Origin of the sequence: Pseudomonas sp. HS6-2, assembly GCF_049325675.2 — a bacterium.
Taxonomy (GTDB): Bacteria; Pseudomonadota; Gammaproteobacteria; order Pseudomonadales; family Pseudomonadaceae; genus Aquipseudomonas; species Aquipseudomonas putida_N.
On sequence record NZ_CM143906.1, the window covers coordinates 5,647,889 to 5,662,384 of the forward strand.

Genomic DNA, 14,496 nt, shown 5'->3' on the forward strand with positions numbered 1-14,496 from the left:
ACAGAGCCTAAACCATCGGCCGACCAGGACTCCACAGGCACCGCGCTAGCGTCCAGCACGCTGGCAACCCACCAGATCACCAGCGCGAGCTTGAACTACCGACCCAACCTGCGTGATCAATATGGTCGCCAGGGGAGCGAACCGATTAGTCGCCCCGCAAGCCTTTCTTTGCCTGCCCCTTACGCAAGCAACGAGCACCAACCGGCTTGAGTCGCAGGTGTTGATCATTCTTGACCAGGTAACGCATGGCGTAATGCACGTTACCCCGCGCGTTCAGGTCTCGCCGGTGGATCAGGCCAATGCCAAGCCTGTCTTGGTATTTATCCTTTTCGAGGTTGCAGTTGTTGAAGCAGCCCTGACCACGGGTAATGCGCTCCCACAGCTCACCGATCCGCTGGGCCTTGTAGATGTCGGCATTCACTTCAGCACCGTTGAAGAAGAACGCAGCATGGATGTGATAGCCCCGATCCTCGCCTTGCTCAACGCTGCAGATGTAGCCGGTTTCATGGTCAAAAATCAGGTTACGCTCACGCTCAGCAATCAACCGATTCAGGTCGTCGAATACGCGCTCCACACGCAACCTCGCTTGGACCTCTGTCCGGTAATACAGATCAACCCTGACCACGCAGGTACGGGCATAGCGATCAAGCACGGCATCCACGTAGCTACCGATCTCGATCTCCTGCTGAATAGCCAGGTAGCGCTGGTCAGCGTCCCGACGCATGAACCTCTTTTGGGTGCGGAGAGTACGGATGCACTTGGTCAGTTCGTTCAGTGTCTCGCTGGTGCTCAGGTAGCGTGTTCCGTCCTCGCTCAAGCAGGTAATGCCACATGGGCTGAGCTCAACCCCAATGGTCTGGCAGGCTTGCTGAAAGAGGCTCAAGTGCCAGCTGGACTGGTACTCCACATCTCCCTCGAACAGCGCGATCATCTGCTCGATCCCATCGAAGTACTTTGACAGCCTGGTTTCACTGACCAGTTCATCACCATGCTTCGAGTATCTGATTCGGTAGGCTTGGCTATCTGAACGCTGGATGGCGTTGATGAGACGCTCAATCCGGATAGAGGTATCGGACCGGGATGGACTGGTGTGGGTGTTTCGTTTGGTCATGGTTGTGTACCTGATTAGTTTTTGGCATATCAGGTACGTGATGTGTATTTTTTCACCGATGACCTAACCCATAGGCAGGGTGTTAGAGTTCGTGCTGCCATTAGAGCTCAGGCTATTGCGTGGTTATAAATTGATAGTCCAGAGCTATATAACTAGATCCCGATCCAAGCCCCAGCGGCCACCCCAGGCTGGCCGAGCAATGGGAGCAACATTGCTCGGCCAGCCGAGAGATTCGCCGCGCTTAACGTTGGGAGAGTTAGCTGAGAACTTTGCCCCCCAACGGCATAAACGCCATGACCAGCCTTAGCGAGTCATGGCGTTTATGATCGGCTCTACTTGGCTACACTTAGGCGGCTGGTGGAACGCATTGCAGCCTCCTCCGCCAGGTCACGCTCTTCGATCCTGGCCAGAATCCAATCAAAGACCTCGCTTTCGACAAATCCAATTGATCTATCGCCTAGCGAGACCGGGGAAACGAACCTGCCTTCCCCGATGTACTTGTACAGGGTCGACCGAGACAGGCCAGTTGTATCGATTACCTCTTTCAATCGCATGATTCGCATGAGCAGGCTCCTCTGTATGGCTCAGAGGATCTGCGGTGGCGGTAAAAAATGACCGGCCTGTAGCTCGCCTAGGGTGCCTTGGTCAAAAGCGCCACCTCATAGCGCAGCGCCAGGTCCAATGCATCCTCTCGCACATACGAGTCAAGCCTCCCTCCGCGCACGTCCCATACCCAAAGACATGTATTGCTGGCTCTGGGGGCTGGATAGACAACCAGCGACACAATGCTCCAGCCATCGCTTCTGACTGGAGCAGGGATGAGTCTAACCAGCTGGGGCCTGTATCCTTGCCACACTTTCATTCGGCGCAGCCCTTTGTAGATGCTCTCGGCCCATCTACACGCTTCAGCATGGAAGCTTTCCATCAAGCCATCCCATGGGCCAGGCACACCCCGATCAGCACCAACAGTCAGTGGCCCACCCAGCTCACCAGCAATCCTTTCAAGAACTGCCGCTTTAACGTCAACAAGCTCGTACTCAGGGGCCGCCCAAATAGCCGTCAGCAGGTGGGATGTATGGCTTGCCAGCTTGTGATAGAGCATATCCAAAGCTCTAGGCCCCAATACTTTTAGTGCCTCTGTCGTAGGCATTGCCGATTCAAGCATGTCGTACTTGTTCGGCCCCTGAGTTGCGTACACCACCAATCCCCGCTGCCTCTGCTTCACACGGAGCTGTGGGTGATCAAGGTTCAGGTAGTAAATGCTCGTGACCTTTGAGCCAACGAAAACCCCATTCGACAGCCCCGGCACATAGCTACGAACGAACCCCAAGCTCAAAAGACGCTTCAATTGATGCTTGATCGATAAGGAGTCGAGTCCAGTCATGGCCCTGAGCCTCGGCCCTCCAAGCCCAGTCACGACACCGCACTCGTCAGCCTCGCTGAGAAGAGCGGCCAATAACATCCGGGAGGCAGCCCCCAGCCGCCCCTTGGCACCAGGGGCAGCAGGTCGACCGTCTTTGCGGGTAGCGGAGCGGGATGACTTTTCCTCCTGATCTGTCGATGCCGACGTTTCACCCTCTCCAACTGCGTAAATGTCCGGCTCAAGAAAAAGGCGAAGCATTAGCTCTTGGTGGGTGAATTCTCTGCCTACTTCGGCGAGCACTCTAAGCAAGCGCTCCGAGGCAACGTATCCAACACCAGGACGCCCAACCCCGCCTTCCTGCTTGCTTTCCCTCAGAAGCCTAGCCCTGACCAACTCTTGCGATGCGTCCCGGACAAATCTCTCCGTCAAGCAGAGCTGCTTCGCTACCGACTTGATCTTGTAAGGGGCCTCCAGACTCAAGTCATTCATGCATAGAAATGCTTGCAGGAAGAATCTTGATTCAGCCTCAACATCAATCTTCAAGAAGGCTATCATAGCTCTTAACCTAAAATTTCATGATCAAATTAGATCAGACTTTATACCCTATTTTCCCACAAACCATAATTCATGTAACAGGACGATTAACACATCCTGTAATGAATGAGTTAACCTTACCATTAAACACGCATGACGTATGCCAATTAACAGATCTGTTAATCTCACTGTTAACGATCGTCAAAAATCGAACGAGTGCGGCGCACCGGCACCGCTAAACGGGAGGGGTAAGAGGGGATGGCTGAGACTGAAAATGCGCCAAGCTGGCTAAATGAACTCGATCGCAAAGAGGCGGAGTGGGCAGCGAGCTACCTGTCGAAGCGATGGCCTGAAGGGCTTAAGGCCAAGCCCAGCCCGACACCCCCCATGCTTTACCACTCGCTCGCCGAGTCGATCCATGAGCTAGAAAAATATGCAGCAGGCGTAAAGCTCATTGAACGGATGAGAAACTCCATCAGACAGCGGCGCTATAGACTGGCGGAAGGCGGGCGAAAAACGTGCTCTTTCACCCTGCCTCTCAACACCAAGGACAAGCTAAAAATCCTTGCAAAAAATGCTGACACCACCGAAACAGCGATCATAGAAAGCCTGATCGCAGGCGCCCTGCAGTCGAGCCAAGATCAGAAAGAGGGAAAGCGACGCGAGGCCCTGGAGAAAACAATCACCCGCAACTCAAGCAAGCTTGCGCAGGAGCTGAACAAGATCAGGCTCGAGGTGACCACCAAGCACCTGGACGCCAGCCTGAGACGACTGGCTGGCTGGCAGGTATACCTCAACGAACAGACCCCCGAACTTTCGGCTGAGCAGGAGTCAGAAGCTAACAGGATTGCCGAGAAGCGAATGCGCGAGATCCAGGAGGCAATCAGGGCCGTCCTAGCGAAGCATGAAATGATGAGCCCTAGGAACATCTGAGATCAGCCTCCCAGGGCAGCAACTCGCATCAGTGTGGGTCAAAGTGTGGGTCAATACGACAAGCAAAAATAAAGTATTTTAAAATCAACAACATATTTAATAAGAACACCGGCCACAAGCCGGCTTTTTAATGCCCTTTGTCCCGTCTTGAATAAAGGTTTACACCTCCTATCCCGAATTTCCGGACAATCAGATGGAGCAAGGTGTAAAGCGCACATAGCCCATCAATTCCGAGGCCAGCTCGCGGGCATCGTGGCAGGGGATGCCGGGTTCGATGCGGAACAATGGGTGGGTCTGGTTTTCACCTTGGAAGAACAGGCCAGTACAGGTCAACCTTTCACACACACCACCTGCCGCAGCGTGTGCACCACCTCCACCAGTTCGCTCTGCGCCCGCATCACCGCATCGATGTCCTTGTACGCCATCGGAATCTCGTCGATCACGTCCTTGTCCTTGCGACACTCCACATGTGCCGTCGCCCGCCGCTGATCCTCCAGGGTGAATTGGCTCTTGGCCCGGGTCCGGCTCATTACCCTGCCCGCGCCATGGCTGCAGGAGCAGAACGACTCCTCGTTGCCCAACCCCCGCACAATGAAACTCCTGGTCCCCATGGAGCCGGGAATGATGCCCAGCTGCCCCTTCTGCGCCGAAACCGCGCCCTTGCGCGTCACCAGTACCTCGCGGCCGAAATGCTGCTCGCGCTGCACATAGTTGTGGTGGCAGTTGACCGCCTCCAGGCTTGCCTCGAAGGGTTTGCCCAGGGCCTTGCGGGTGGTGGCGACCACAGCCTGCATCATCAATTCACGGTTGCGCCGGGCAAAGTCCTGCGCCCATTCCACCGCCTCGACATAGTCGGCGAAATGGCGGCTGCCCTCCTTGAAGTAGGCCAGGTCCTTGTCGGGCAGGTTGGCCAGGTGCTGGCGCATGTCGGCCTGGGCCAGTTCGATGAACAGGTTGCCGATGGCATTGCCGACACCGCGCGAGCCGCTGTGCAGCATGAACCACACCCGGTCGGCCTCGTCCAGGCACACTTCGATGAAGTGGTTGCCGCCGCCCAGGGTGCCCAGGTGGTGGCGACTGTTGGTCTTTTCCAGGCGCGGGTACTTGTCGGTAATGGCCTTGAAACGCCCGGCGAGCTGGCCCCAGGCTTTGTCTGCCAAGCCCGGTACCTTTTCCCAGGCACCTTGGTCGCGTTTGCCGAAGGTCTTGCCGTGGGGTACCGCCTGCTCGATGGCGCTGCGCAGGCCGTGCAGGTTGTCCGGCAGGTCACGCGCGTGCAGCGAGGTACGCGCGGCGATCATGCCGCAGCCAATGTCGACGCCCACCGCGGCGGGGATGATCGCGCCGACCGTGGGGATCACGCTGCCAATGGTCGAGCCCTTGCCCAGGTGCACATCCGGCATCACCGCCAGGTGCTTGAAGATGAACGGCATCTTCGCCGTATTGAGCAGTTGCCGGCGGGCGTCGTCTTCGACCGGCACGCCGTCGGTCCACAGTTTGACCGGCTTGCCACCGGCGACCTGGAGAATGTCCATGGAGCTGTTCCTGTTGAGCCATGCCTGCATGATACCGCCGAAGGTCGTAGAGCAGCGGCTTGCCAGCAAGGTGGCACAGTGCTGTATGCTTGGCCGGTCTTCAGGGCGGGGTGAAAGTCCCCACCGGCGGTAAATCGAAAGATGAGCCCGCGAGCGCCCCGGCCATGCCGGGGGTCAGCAGATCTGGTGCGACTCCAGAGCCGACGGTCATAGTCCGGATGAAAGAAGGCGTCAGGCAGGGGCCATTCGGGCGCCCCTGCGCGCGCATTTTGTTCGCCCCGAGACGTTCATCGATCAATCACGAGGAGCGTTTCATGTCCCCTTTGCTGCAAAAACAATTTCCCAATGTGTTCGCCGCCATCGCCGCCTTCCAGGCCGGGCGCCCTGTGCTGCTGCTCGACGATGACGACCGCGAGGACGAAGCCGACATCGTCGCCGCCGCCGAGAACCTGCCGCTGCAGACCATGGCCATGATGATCCGCGACTGCAGCGGTATCGTCTGCCTGTGCCTGGACGAAGCCACGGTCGATGCCCTGCAGCTGGCGCCGATGGTGCAGAACAACCAGGCCCGTCACGGCACCGGCTTTACCGTCACCATCGAAGCGGCCGAAGGCGTGAGCACTGGCGTTTCCGCGCAGGACCGCATCACCACCATCGAAGCGGCGCTGCGTTCGACCGCCGAGCAACGCCATATCGTCAGCCCGGGCCATGTATTCCCGCTGCGTGCGCGTGATGGTGGCGTGCTGACCCGCCGCGGCCACACCGAAGGCTCGGTGGACCTGGCACGCCTGGCCGGTCTGCGGCCGGCGGCGGTGCTGTGCGAGCTGATGAACCCCGATGGCAGCATGGCGCGGGGCGAGCAGGTGGCGGTGTATGCGCGGCAGTACAACCTGCCGGTGCTGACCATCGAAGAGCTGGCACGGTGCCGTGAAGCCATGGTGGAGCTGGAAGCCGAGCCGGCCTGATAGACCGCACGGGGCCGCTTTGCGGCCTCTTCGCGGGGCAAGCCCGCTCCTACAGGGCGCTGTGAGGCTGTGCGATACCTGTAGGAGCAGGCTTTCCCCGCGAAGAGGCCGGCAAATCCAGCGGAAGTTTGCTCCCCTAGCCCCGCTCTGCTAACGTCGCGCGGTTCTGATCCGCCAACGAGACTGTCGCCATGGCCCGCAAAAAAGCCTCCATCGATTTCGAACAATCCCTCGCCGACCTGCAAGCCCTGGTCGAGCGCCTGGAGAACGGCGAACTGTCGCTGGAAGACTCGCTGGCCGCGTTCGAGCAAGGCATCGCCCTGACCCGCGATTGCCAGGGCGCCCTGGCCCAGGCCGAACAGAAGGTGCAGATCCTGCTGGAACGTGACGGCGAACTCGCCGCGCAGCCGTTCGATGCGGAGCCAGAAGCATGATCACCGCTTACCAGGCCAGCTGCCAGGCCCGTGTCGATGCTGCCCTCGAGCCGCTGTTCATCGCCCCGACCAAAGAGCTTGAACGCCTGTATGCCGCCATGCGCTACAGCGTAATGAACGGCGGCAAGCGCGTGCGCCCGCTGCTCGCCTACGCTGCCTGCGAAGCCCTTGGCGCGCCGGCCGAGCAAGCCAACGGTGCCGCCTGTGCGGTAGAGCTGATCCACGCCTATTCGCTGGTCCATGACGACCTGCCGGCCATGGACGACGACGATCTGCGCCGTGGCCAGCCAACTACCCACAAGGCCTTCGACGAAGCCTGCGCGATTCTCGCCGGTGACGGCTTGCAGAGCCTGGCGTTCAGCGCCCTGCTCGACCCACGCCTGAGCCCGCAGGCCGATAGCACCCGCCTGGCCATGGTCCAGGCCCTGGCCAAGGCTGCAGGCCCTGCAGGCATGGTCGGTGGCCAGGCCATCGACCTCGGCTCGGTCGGCCTGAAGCTTGACCAGCAGGCCCTGGAATTCATGCACCGGCACAAGACCGGTGCGCTGATCGAAGCCAGCGTGCGCCTGGGCGCCCTGGCCAGTGCCCGCGCCGAGCAAGCGCAGCTGGACGCCCTGCAGACTTATGCACAGGCCATTGGCCTGGCCTTCCAGGTGCAGGACGATATCCTCGACGTGGAAAGCGACACCGCCACCCTGGGCAAGCGCCAGGGTGCCGACATCGCCCGTGACAAACCGACCTACCCGGCCCTGCTGGGGCTGGAAGCCGCCAAGGCCTATGCCATCGAACTGCGCGACCAGGCGCTGGTCGCACTGCAAGGGTTTGGCGAAAATGCCGAGCCGCTGCGGGCGTTGGCACGCTATATCGTCGAACGCCGCCATTAAGGCCTGATAGCAATCCCCTGTGGGAGCGGGTTTACCCGCTCCCACAGGGTTCGCGCAACCCGTGGTCGAATGGGCACTTTTCCCACAATGGGGTAAACTGCCGCGTCTTCACACACCTATAACGACTCGCCTGATGCCCACGACGTTTCAAGAGATCCCCCGCGAACGCCCGGTCACGCCGTTGCTCGACCGCGCTGACACGCCTGCCGGCCTGCGCCGGCTGGCCGAAGCCGACCTGGAGACCCTGGCCGACGAATTGCGCCAGGAGTTGCTCTACACCGTTGGTCAGACCGGTGGGCATTTCGGCGCCGGCCTGGGCGTCATCGAACTGACGATCGCCCTGCACTACGTCTTCGACACCCCGGACGACCGGCTGGTGTGGGACGTTGGCCACCAGGCCTACCCGCACAAGATCCTTACCGGGCGCCGCAAGCGCATGCTCAGCCTGCGCCAGAAGGACGGCATCGCCGCCTTCCCGCGCCGCAGCGAGAGCGAGTACGACACCTTCGGCGTCGGCCATTCCAGCACCTCGATCAGTGCCGCGCTGGGCATGGCCATCGCCGCCCGCCTGCAGAACAGCGCACGCAAGTCGATCGCCGTGATCGGCGACGGTGCCCTCACTGCCGGCATGGCCTTCGAAGCGTTGAACCACGCCCAGGAAGTCAACGCCGACATGCTGGTGATCCTCAACGACAACGACATGTCGATTTCGCGCAATGTCGGCGGTTTGTCCAACTACCTGGCCAAGATCCTCTCCAGCCGCACCTACGCGAGCATGCGCGAGGGCAGCAAGAAGGTGCTGTCGCGCCTGCCAGGCGCCTGGGAAATTGCCCGTCGCACCGAGGAATACGCCAAGGGCATGCTGGTGCCGGGCACGCTGTTCGAAGAGCTGGGCTGGAACTACATCGGCCCGATCGACGGCCATGACCTGCCGACCATGATCGCCACCCTGCGCAACATGCGTGACCTCAAAGGCCCGCAGTTCCTGCACGTGGTGACCAAGAAGGGCAAGGGCTTCGCCCCGGCCGAGGTCGACCCGATCGGCTACCACGCCATCACCAAGCTCGAACCCGCCGACAAGCCAGCTGCGCCGAAGAAGGTCAGCGGGCCGAAGTACTCTGCGGTGTTCGGCCAGTGGCTGTGCGACATGGCCGCCGCCGACAACCGCCTGGTGGGCATCACCCCGGCGATGAAGGAAGGTTCCGATCTGGTCGATTTCAGCGAGCGCTACCCTGAGCGCTACTTCGACGTGGCGATCGCCGAGCAGCACGCGGTGACCCTGGCCGCAGGCATGGCCTGCGAGGGCAGCAAGCCGGTGGTGGCGATCTACTCTACCTTCCTGCAGCGTGGCTACGACCAGCTGATCCACGACGTGGCGGTGCAGAACCTCGATGTGCTGTTTGCCATCGATCGCGCCGGCCTGGTCGGCGAAGACGGCCCGACCCACGCCGGCGCCTATGACCTGTCGTACCTGCGCTGCATCCCTGGCATGCTGGTGATGACCCCGAGCGACGAGAACGAGCTGCGCAAGATGCTCAGCACCGGCCACCTGTACAACGGCCCGGCCGCTGTGCGCTACCCGCGCGGCACCGGCCCGAATGCACCGATCAGTGGCGACCTCGAACCGCTGGAGATCGGCAAGGGCGTGATTCGCCGCAAAGGCGAGAACGTTGCCCTGCTGGTGTTCGGCGTGCAGCTGGCCGAGGCCCTGCAGGTTGCCGAGCAGATCAACGCCACCGTGGTCGACATGCGCTTCGTCAAACCGCTGGACGAAGCCCTGGTGCTGGAACTGGCTGCCAGCCATGCGCTGTTGGTGACGATCGAGGAAAACAGCATCATGGGTGGCGCCGGGGCGGCCGTGGGCGAGTTCCTGGCCCATGAGGGCGTGGTCAAGCCGCTGCTGCACCTGGGGCTGCCGGACATCTATGTCGAGCATGCCAAGCCTGCGCAGATGCTGGCCGAGTGCGGGTTGGATGCTGCTGGTATCGAGGCCTCCGTCAAAGCTCGAATGGCCAAGCTCGGCCTGTAAGGCCCTTTCGCGGGACAAGTCGGATCGACGCACCGCCGCTCCTCCAGGTCTTCACGATCCTGTAGGAGCGGCGGTGCGGCGACCCGACTTGTCCCGCGAATGCTATGGAACTGCCCATGAAAAAGTCTGCCTGTGCCGCGCTACTCTGCGCCCCCACCTTCCTGCTGGCCGCCGAGCGCGACGACGCCCTCAAGCTCCCCGACATGCTGATCAGCGCCAACCGCCAGGTCGAATCGCGTACCGCCACCAGCGCCGCCAACACCGTCTTCACCCGCGCCGACATCGACCGCCTGCAACCCAGCAGCGTCACCGACCTGCTCACCCGCGTGCCCGGCGTGCAAGTCGCGCCCACTGGAGGCCGCGGCAGCCTGCCGGGCATCTTCATCCGTGGCACCAAGACCGCTCAGAGCCTGGTGCTGGTCGATGGCGTGCGCATCGCCAATGCCACCTCCGGCGACAGCGGCTTGCAGTTTCTCGATGTCGACCAGATCGAACGCGTCGAAGTACTGCGCGGCTCGCGCTCGGCGGTGTATGGCAGCGATGCCATTGGCGGGGTTATCCAGATCTTCACCCGCCGCAGCAGCGGCCCCGGCCTGCAACCGCGCCTGCGCCTGGCAGCAGGCAGTAACCAGACGTTCCAGCGCAGCCTCGGGCTGTCCGGCGGTGACGATGCAACCCGTTTCAACCTCGGCGCCAGCCTCGATGAAACCGCTGGCATCGACTCGACTGGCCCGTCGTTTGCCAGTGACGGCGACCACGACGCCTACCGCAACCAGTCGCTCAACTTGAGCCTGAGTCATACCTTCGACGAGCGCTTCGAGGCCGGCATGAACCTGCTCGACAGCCGTGGCCGCAGCGAATACGACAACCCATTCGGCCGCTTCGACCCGGTCACCTTCGAGAGCTTCGGGCAAAAGCCCTACACCGACTTCAGCGTCAGCAGCCTGGGCAGCTATCTTGACGCTCAGCTCAACGATGTCTGGCATTCGCGCCTGGAACTTGCCCACAGCGAAAACCGTGACGACAAGCGCGACAAGCTCAGCGACGAGCGTTTCGTGTTCAACACCTACCGCGACCAGATCACCTGGCAGAACGACCTGAAGCTGGCCGAGCGGCACAACCTGTTGCTGGGCGGTGACTGGTACGAAGACCGCGTGCATGGCAGCACCGACTTTACCGAAGACAGCCGCTGGAACCGTGCGGCCTTCATCCAGCACCGCTACAGCGGTGAAGACTTCTCCACCGAGCTGGGTGTACGGCACGACGAGAACCAGCAGTTCGGCGGCCAGACCACCTGGAGCGGCAGCCTCACCGTGCCGCTGAATGCCCGCAATGACGTGCTGCTGTCCTACAGCGAAGGCTTCCGCGCCCCGACGTTCAACGACTTGTACTACCCGCAATTCAGCAACCCGGACCTCAAGCCCGAGCGTTCGAAGAGCTATGAAGTACAGTGGCGCAGCCAGCTGACCCACGACAGCCGCCTGGAGACCTCGCTGTACCGCACCGACCTGCGCGACGCGATCATCTTCGGCCAGGACTCGATTCCGCAAAACGTCGCTACGGCACGTATCAACGGCCTGGAAATGGCACTGGATCAGCAATGGGGCGAATGGCGCAGCCAACTTGGCCTGGCGCTGATCGACCCTCGCGACCGCGACAGTGGCCATACCCTCGCCCGCCGCGCCCGCCGTACCCTGAGCCTTGACCTGGATCGCCAGTTCGAACGTTTCACTCTGGGCGCCAGCTGGCAGGCCGTGAGCGCCAGCTACGATGACGAAGCCAACCGCAATCGACTCGGTGGCTACGGCTTGCTGGGCCTTCGGGCAGGCTGGCTGGTAACCGAGGAACTGAAGCTGGAAATGAAGCTGGATAACCTACTGGACAAAGACTACAGCCGGGCGCTGTACAGCTTCGATGGGGCCAGCTACGGCTACCGCGAAGAAGGCCGCACCGCGCTGTTCAGCGTCACCTGGACGCCGGCACTCTAGCCGCCAGTAGCGCGCACAGGCGGGCGGTGGCTTCGATCATCTGCCCACTGGGCCGCTCCAGGCCCTTGTCCGGCACCACCAGCAAGCCCTCGCTGGCCACCGCGCTCAGCCGTGGCCAGGCTTTCCAGCTCGCAAGCTGCGCCTCATCAGCCGCCAGGATCACCTGCGGGTCACGCATCAGCACCGACTCGACATTCACCTGCGGTGCCGGCTGGCTCAGATCGGCAAAGACATTGCGCGCCCCGCACACGGCCAGGGCATCGCTGACCACCTGCCGCCCGCCCAGGGTGTACAGCGGCCGATCCCACACCTGATAGAACACCCGCAACGGCTGCTCGCGCCGGTACTGCTGGCGCAGCTGCTGCAGGCGCTCGCGCAACGCCTGCACGTAGGGCCTGCCTTGCTCGCCCCGCCCGACGTGCACGGCAATGGCCTCGATCTGCTCGAGCAGCTGATTCAGGTCGTGGGGTTCGGCGCTGTAAGTGGCAATGCCCAAGCGCTTGAGCTGGTCGCGCTGGGCGGGCGCCACGCTACCGGGCCAGAGCAGCAGCAGGTCGGGCTTGAGGCTGAGCAGGGTTTCCATGTCCAGCTGGCCCTGGCGCCCGACCGAAGGCAGCCTATGCAGCGCTTGCGGCCGCTCACCGCCGTCGAGCACGCCCACCAGCAGGTCATCGGCGTGCAGTTCGAGCATGATTTCGCTCATCGACGGCGCGAGGCTGACCACGCGCAAAGGCTCGTCGGCCCTTGCGCCAAGGGCCAGCAATGCCAGCAGGCAAAGCAGGATGCGCATCAGCCCAGCTGACGCGGAATGCGGTAGAGGTAGAGCAGCACCACGGTGGACAGCGCGAGGAGGATCTGCGGCACCGCCTCCAGCCCGACCAGCACCGACAGCGCAGCGATCCAGGCCGGGAAGCAGGCAAACAGCATGGCCATGCGCCGCACCCGCGCCAGGATGATCCAGGCGGCTGGCTCTTCAGCCGTGCCCAGCACCTTCGAGGTGGCGATCAGTGCCCGCTTGTAGGCGCCGAAGCGCGGCAGGCTGAGGAACATGGTCGCGGCACCGGCGATGAACAGCGGCATCGCCAGCACCGGGATCAGCGCATCGCCGCCGCCAAAGGCCCAGGCCATCACCGGCAGCGGCACCAGGCCGACTGCCAGGTACTGCCACCAGGCCAGCGCCAGGCGCCGCTTGACCTCGCCGCGGGTCACGCCTGGGGCACCTCGCCCTGGTGTTCGTTACCCAGCATGTGACCGAGCTTGCCGGCCTTGGTCGCCAGGTAGTAACGGTTGTGCGGGTTGTGCCCGGTGTGCAGCGGCACGCGCTCGGCGACCTTGATGTTCATGTCGGTCAGCGCCTTGACCTTGCGCGGGTTGTTGGTCATCAGGCGCAGCGCTTTCACACCCAGGTGCTCGAGCATTGGCAGGCACATGGCATAGTCGCGCTGATCGGCGGCGAAGCCCAGGCGCTCGTTGGCCTCGACGGTGTCGGCACCACCGTCCTGCAGCTCATAGGCGCGGATCTTGTTCAAAAGGCCGATGCCGCGGCCTTCCTGACGCAGGTACAGCAGCACGCCACGACCTTCGCGGGCGATGGCCTGCAGCGCGGCTTCCAGCTGCGAACCACAGTCGCAGCGCTGGCTGAACAGGGCATCGCCGGTCAGGCACTCGGAGTGCAGACGCCCCAGCACCGGCTCGCCGTCGGCGATATCACCCAGGCTGAGCACCACGTGCTCACGGCCAGTGGCTTCGTCGAGGAAGCCATGCATGGTGAAGATCGCAAAAGGAGTCGGGAGTTTCGAGGCGGCAACAAAGACGACGGGCACGTTGTGCTCCTGGATAAAGTAGGAAATTTCTCGTGAGCCGATTGTATCAGCAGGTCGCCGCGTGTGCGCTCGTTGAATACCGTGGCTTAAGATCGAAAAGTTCGATGCTTAGCTGTCACTGTGGGAGCGAGCTGTGCCAGAACGGGTTATTGCGGTTTGCTGTCCGCTGTGAAGGGATACGGTTGCTTCCAGTGCTCGAAGATCGGCTTCAGCTCGCCGCTGTGCACCAGCTCGGCCATGCGTTTGTCGAACAGGTCGCACAGGGCTTTGGCGTGCTCGCTCCTGGAGAACGCCAGGTACAACGGCAGCTCGGCCACATGGGTGCTGCGAAAACGCTCCGGCTGCGAGGCCTGCCCGAGCACATAGTCAACTTCGGTCTGCGCATCGATGTAGAAATCCACACGCTCATGTTCGAGCATCGGCAGGATGCCTTCACGGCGCTGGATTTCGCGGAAGTTGTGCGCGTTGGGCAGGTAACTGCTGTAGTCATAGCCACGCACCCAGGCCAGGCGGTACTGGCCGACGGTGGCCAAGGTCGGCACCGGCTTGCTGGCCAGGCCCAGGGCATAGATGTGGTCCATATCGAAATGCCAGCGCGGGTAGAGGTTGTCGTCGTTTTCTTCCTTGTACGACCCGACCCAGGCATCCGCCTCGCCACGCTTGACCAGGCCAACCGCGCGGCTGTAAGGCGCACTCTGAGGCACCACCTTGACCCCGGCAGGCTCGAACACCTTGCGCAACACATCCCAGGCCACACCGCTGCCATCGGCGTTGGTGTAATCAATCCACTCTTCGCTGACCAGATGAATCTGCTTCGGTAGCGCATCGGCCGCCATCGCCCAAGGAGCAAGGCTCAGCATCATTGCCAGCAGCACAGTCCTTATGGCCATCGAAACG

At 61.9% G+C, this 14,496-nt stretch carries 14 protein-coding genes, 1 pseudogene and 1 riboswitch; of the genes and pseudogenes, 6 read left to right on the forward strand and 9 right to left on the reverse strand.

The genetic code is table 11. The features are described 5' to 3' along the window. Positions 1-145: 145 nt before the first annotated feature. The 3 genes from ACOKS3_RS26435 to ACOKS3_RS26445 form a co-directional block, all read right to left on the reverse strand. Positions 146-1,111 (reverse strand): YagK/YfjJ domain-containing protein, encoded by a 966-nt coding sequence (locus ACOKS3_RS26435; protein ID WP_017736614.1) that lies wholly within the window; start codon positions 1,109-1,111, stop codon positions 146-148. Positions 1,112-1,443: 332 nt separating this feature from the next. After that, the gene (locus ACOKS3_RS26440; protein ID WP_017736615.1) at positions 1,444-1,674 is read right to left on the reverse strand and encodes a helix-turn-helix transcriptional regulator; all 231 of its coding nucleotides are present in this window, start codon (positions 1,672-1,674) and stop codon (positions 1,444-1,446) included. A 68-nt stretch (positions 1,675-1,742) separates the two neighbouring features. After that, positions 1,743-3,029, reverse strand: a complete 1,287-nt coding sequence (locus ACOKS3_RS26445; RefSeq protein ID WP_017736616.1) for a hypothetical protein — start codon at positions 3,027-3,029, stop codon at positions 1,743-1,745. Positions 3,030-3,266: 237 nt separating this feature from the next. Here ACOKS3_RS26445 and ACOKS3_RS26450 point away from each other — a divergent pair, with 237 nt between their 5' ends. After that, positions 3,267-3,941, forward strand: a complete 675-nt coding sequence (locus ACOKS3_RS26450) for a hypothetical protein (protein ID WP_017736617.1) — start codon at positions 3,267-3,269, stop codon at positions 3,939-3,941. A gap of 210 nt (positions 3,942-4,151) precedes the next feature. Here the strand turns inward: ACOKS3_RS26450 and ACOKS3_RS26455 are convergent. Together ACOKS3_RS26455 and ACOKS3_RS26460 are read right to left on the reverse strand one after the other, a co-directional pair. Further along, positions 4,152-4,286, reverse strand: a pseudogene (locus ACOKS3_RS26455) (DUF3077 domain-containing protein); the annotation flags it as partial. Next, the gene (locus ACOKS3_RS26460) at positions 4,271-5,476 is read right to left on the reverse strand and encodes an RtcB family protein (RefSeq protein WP_103448806.1); all 1,206 of its coding nucleotides are present in this window, start codon (positions 5,474-5,476) and stop codon (positions 4,271-4,273) included. The pseudogene ACOKS3_RS26455 and the gene ACOKS3_RS26460, both read right to left, overlap by 16 nt. A gap of 92 nt (positions 5,477-5,568) precedes the next feature. Beyond that, a riboswitch (FMN riboswitch) is annotated at positions 5,569-5,710 on the forward strand. Between the two features lie 80 nt (positions 5,711-5,790). Between ACOKS3_RS26460 and ribB the strand changes: the two genes are divergently transcribed. The 5 genes from ribB (at position 5,791) to ACOKS3_RS26485 (ending at position 11,776) form a co-directional block, all read left to right on the forward strand. Then, positions 5,791-6,441: a 3,4-dihydroxy-2-butanone-4-phosphate synthase gene (ribB, locus tag ACOKS3_RS26465; protein WP_103448805.1), complete on the forward strand. Its 651-nt coding sequence runs from the start codon at positions 5,791-5,793 to the stop codon at positions 6,439-6,441. Between the two features lie 191 nt (positions 6,442-6,632). Then, the gene (locus ACOKS3_RS26470) at positions 6,633-6,875 is read left to right on the forward strand and encodes an exodeoxyribonuclease VII small subunit (RefSeq protein ID WP_008092375.1); all 243 of its coding nucleotides are present in this window, start codon (positions 6,633-6,635) and stop codon (positions 6,873-6,875) included. Beyond that, on the forward strand, positions 6,872-7,759 hold the full coding sequence (gene ispA, locus ACOKS3_RS26475) for a (2E,6E)-farnesyl diphosphate synthase (protein ID WP_103448804.1): 888 nt from the start codon (positions 6,872-6,874) through the stop codon (positions 7,757-7,759). The genes ACOKS3_RS26470 and ispA overlap by 4 nt, the downstream gene beginning before the upstream one ends. Positions 7,760-7,892: 133 nt before the next feature. Next, on the forward strand, positions 7,893-9,788 hold the full coding sequence (gene dxs / locus ACOKS3_RS26480; protein ID WP_422763619.1) for a 1-deoxy-D-xylulose-5-phosphate synthase: 1,896 nt from the start codon (positions 7,893-7,895) through the stop codon (positions 9,786-9,788). Between the two features lie 116 nt (positions 9,789-9,904). Beyond that, entirely contained in the window at positions 9,905-11,776 is a 1,872-nt protein-coding gene (locus ACOKS3_RS26485) for a TonB-dependent receptor domain-containing protein (protein WP_103448802.1), read from the forward strand. Here ACOKS3_RS26485 and ACOKS3_RS26490 read toward each other — a convergent pair. The 4 genes from ACOKS3_RS26490 to ACOKS3_RS26505 all read right to left on the reverse strand — a co-directional run bounded on the left by ACOKS3_RS26490 (position 11,754) and on the right by ACOKS3_RS26505 (position 14,489). Continuing rightward, positions 11,754-12,566, reverse strand: coding sequence for a cobalamin-binding protein (locus ACOKS3_RS26490; protein WP_422763618.1), 813 nt, complete (start codon positions 12,564-12,566; stop codon positions 11,754-11,756). The genes ACOKS3_RS26485 and ACOKS3_RS26490 overlap by 23 nt on opposite strands. Beyond that, complete coding sequence (locus tag ACOKS3_RS26495; RefSeq protein WP_103448800.1) at positions 12,566-12,985, reverse strand: MFS transporter; 420 nt, start codon at positions 12,983-12,985, stop codon at positions 12,566-12,568. Before ACOKS3_RS26495 ends, ACOKS3_RS26490 begins: the two co-directional genes overlap by 1 nt. Then, positions 12,982-13,599, reverse strand: a complete 618-nt coding sequence (ribA, locus tag ACOKS3_RS26500) for a GTP cyclohydrolase II (protein ID WP_103448799.1) — start codon at positions 13,597-13,599, stop codon at positions 12,982-12,984. The genes ACOKS3_RS26495 and ribA overlap by 4 nt, the downstream gene beginning before the upstream one ends. A gap of 146 nt (positions 13,600-13,745) precedes the next feature. Beyond that, positions 13,746-14,489, reverse strand: coding sequence for a substrate-binding periplasmic protein (locus ACOKS3_RS26505; RefSeq protein ID WP_422763617.1), 744 nt, complete (start codon positions 14,487-14,489; stop codon positions 13,746-13,748). Between the last annotated feature and the right edge of the window lie 7 nt (positions 14,490-14,496).

What these genes read in the sequence shown, in the direction of transcription:
- ACOKS3_RS26450 (WP_017736617.1), top strand. Translation starts at nt 3,267, where the DNA reads ATGGCTGAGACTGAAAATGCGCCAAGCTGGCTAAATGAACTCGATCGC.
- ACOKS3_RS26440 (WP_017736615.1), bottom strand. Translation starts at nt 1,674, where the DNA reads ATGCGAATCATGCGATTGAAAGAGGTAATCGATACAACTGGCCTGTCT.
- dxs (WP_422763619.1), top strand. Translation starts at nt 7,893, where the DNA reads ATGCCCACGACGTTTCAAGAGATCCCCCGCGAACGCCCGGTCACGCCG.
- ACOKS3_RS26490 (WP_422763618.1), bottom strand. Translation starts at nt 12,566, where the DNA reads ATGCGCATCCTGCTTTGCCTGCTGGCATTGCTGGCCCTTGGCGCAAGG.
- ACOKS3_RS26505 (WP_422763617.1), bottom strand. Translation starts at nt 14,489, where the DNA reads ATGGCCATAAGGACTGTGCTGCTGGCAATGATGCTGAGCCTTGCTCCT.
- ACOKS3_RS26470 (WP_008092375.1), top strand. Translation starts at nt 6,633, where the DNA reads ATGGCCCGCAAAAAAGCCTCCATCGATTTCGAACAATCCCTCGCCGAC.
- ACOKS3_RS26460 (WP_103448806.1), bottom strand. Translation starts at nt 5,476, where the DNA reads ATGGACATTCTCCAGGTCGCCGGTGGCAAGCCGGTCAAACTGTGGACC.
- ribB (WP_103448805.1), top strand. Translation starts at nt 5,791, where the DNA reads ATGTCCCCTTTGCTGCAAAAACAATTTCCCAATGTGTTCGCCGCCATC.
- ACOKS3_RS26445 (WP_017736616.1), bottom strand. Translation starts at nt 3,029, where the DNA reads ATGATAGCCTTCTTGAAGATTGATGTTGAGGCTGAATCAAGATTCTTC.
- ACOKS3_RS26435 (WP_017736614.1), bottom strand. Translation starts at nt 1,111, where the DNA reads ATGACCAAACGAAACACCCACACCAGTCCATCCCGGTCCGATACCTCT.
- ACOKS3_RS26485 (WP_103448802.1), top strand. Translation starts at nt 9,905, where the DNA reads ATGAAAAAGTCTGCCTGTGCCGCGCTACTCTGCGCCCCCACCTTCCTG.
- ispA (WP_103448804.1), top strand. Translation starts at nt 6,872, where the DNA reads ATGATCACCGCTTACCAGGCCAGCTGCCAGGCCCGTGTCGATGCTGCC.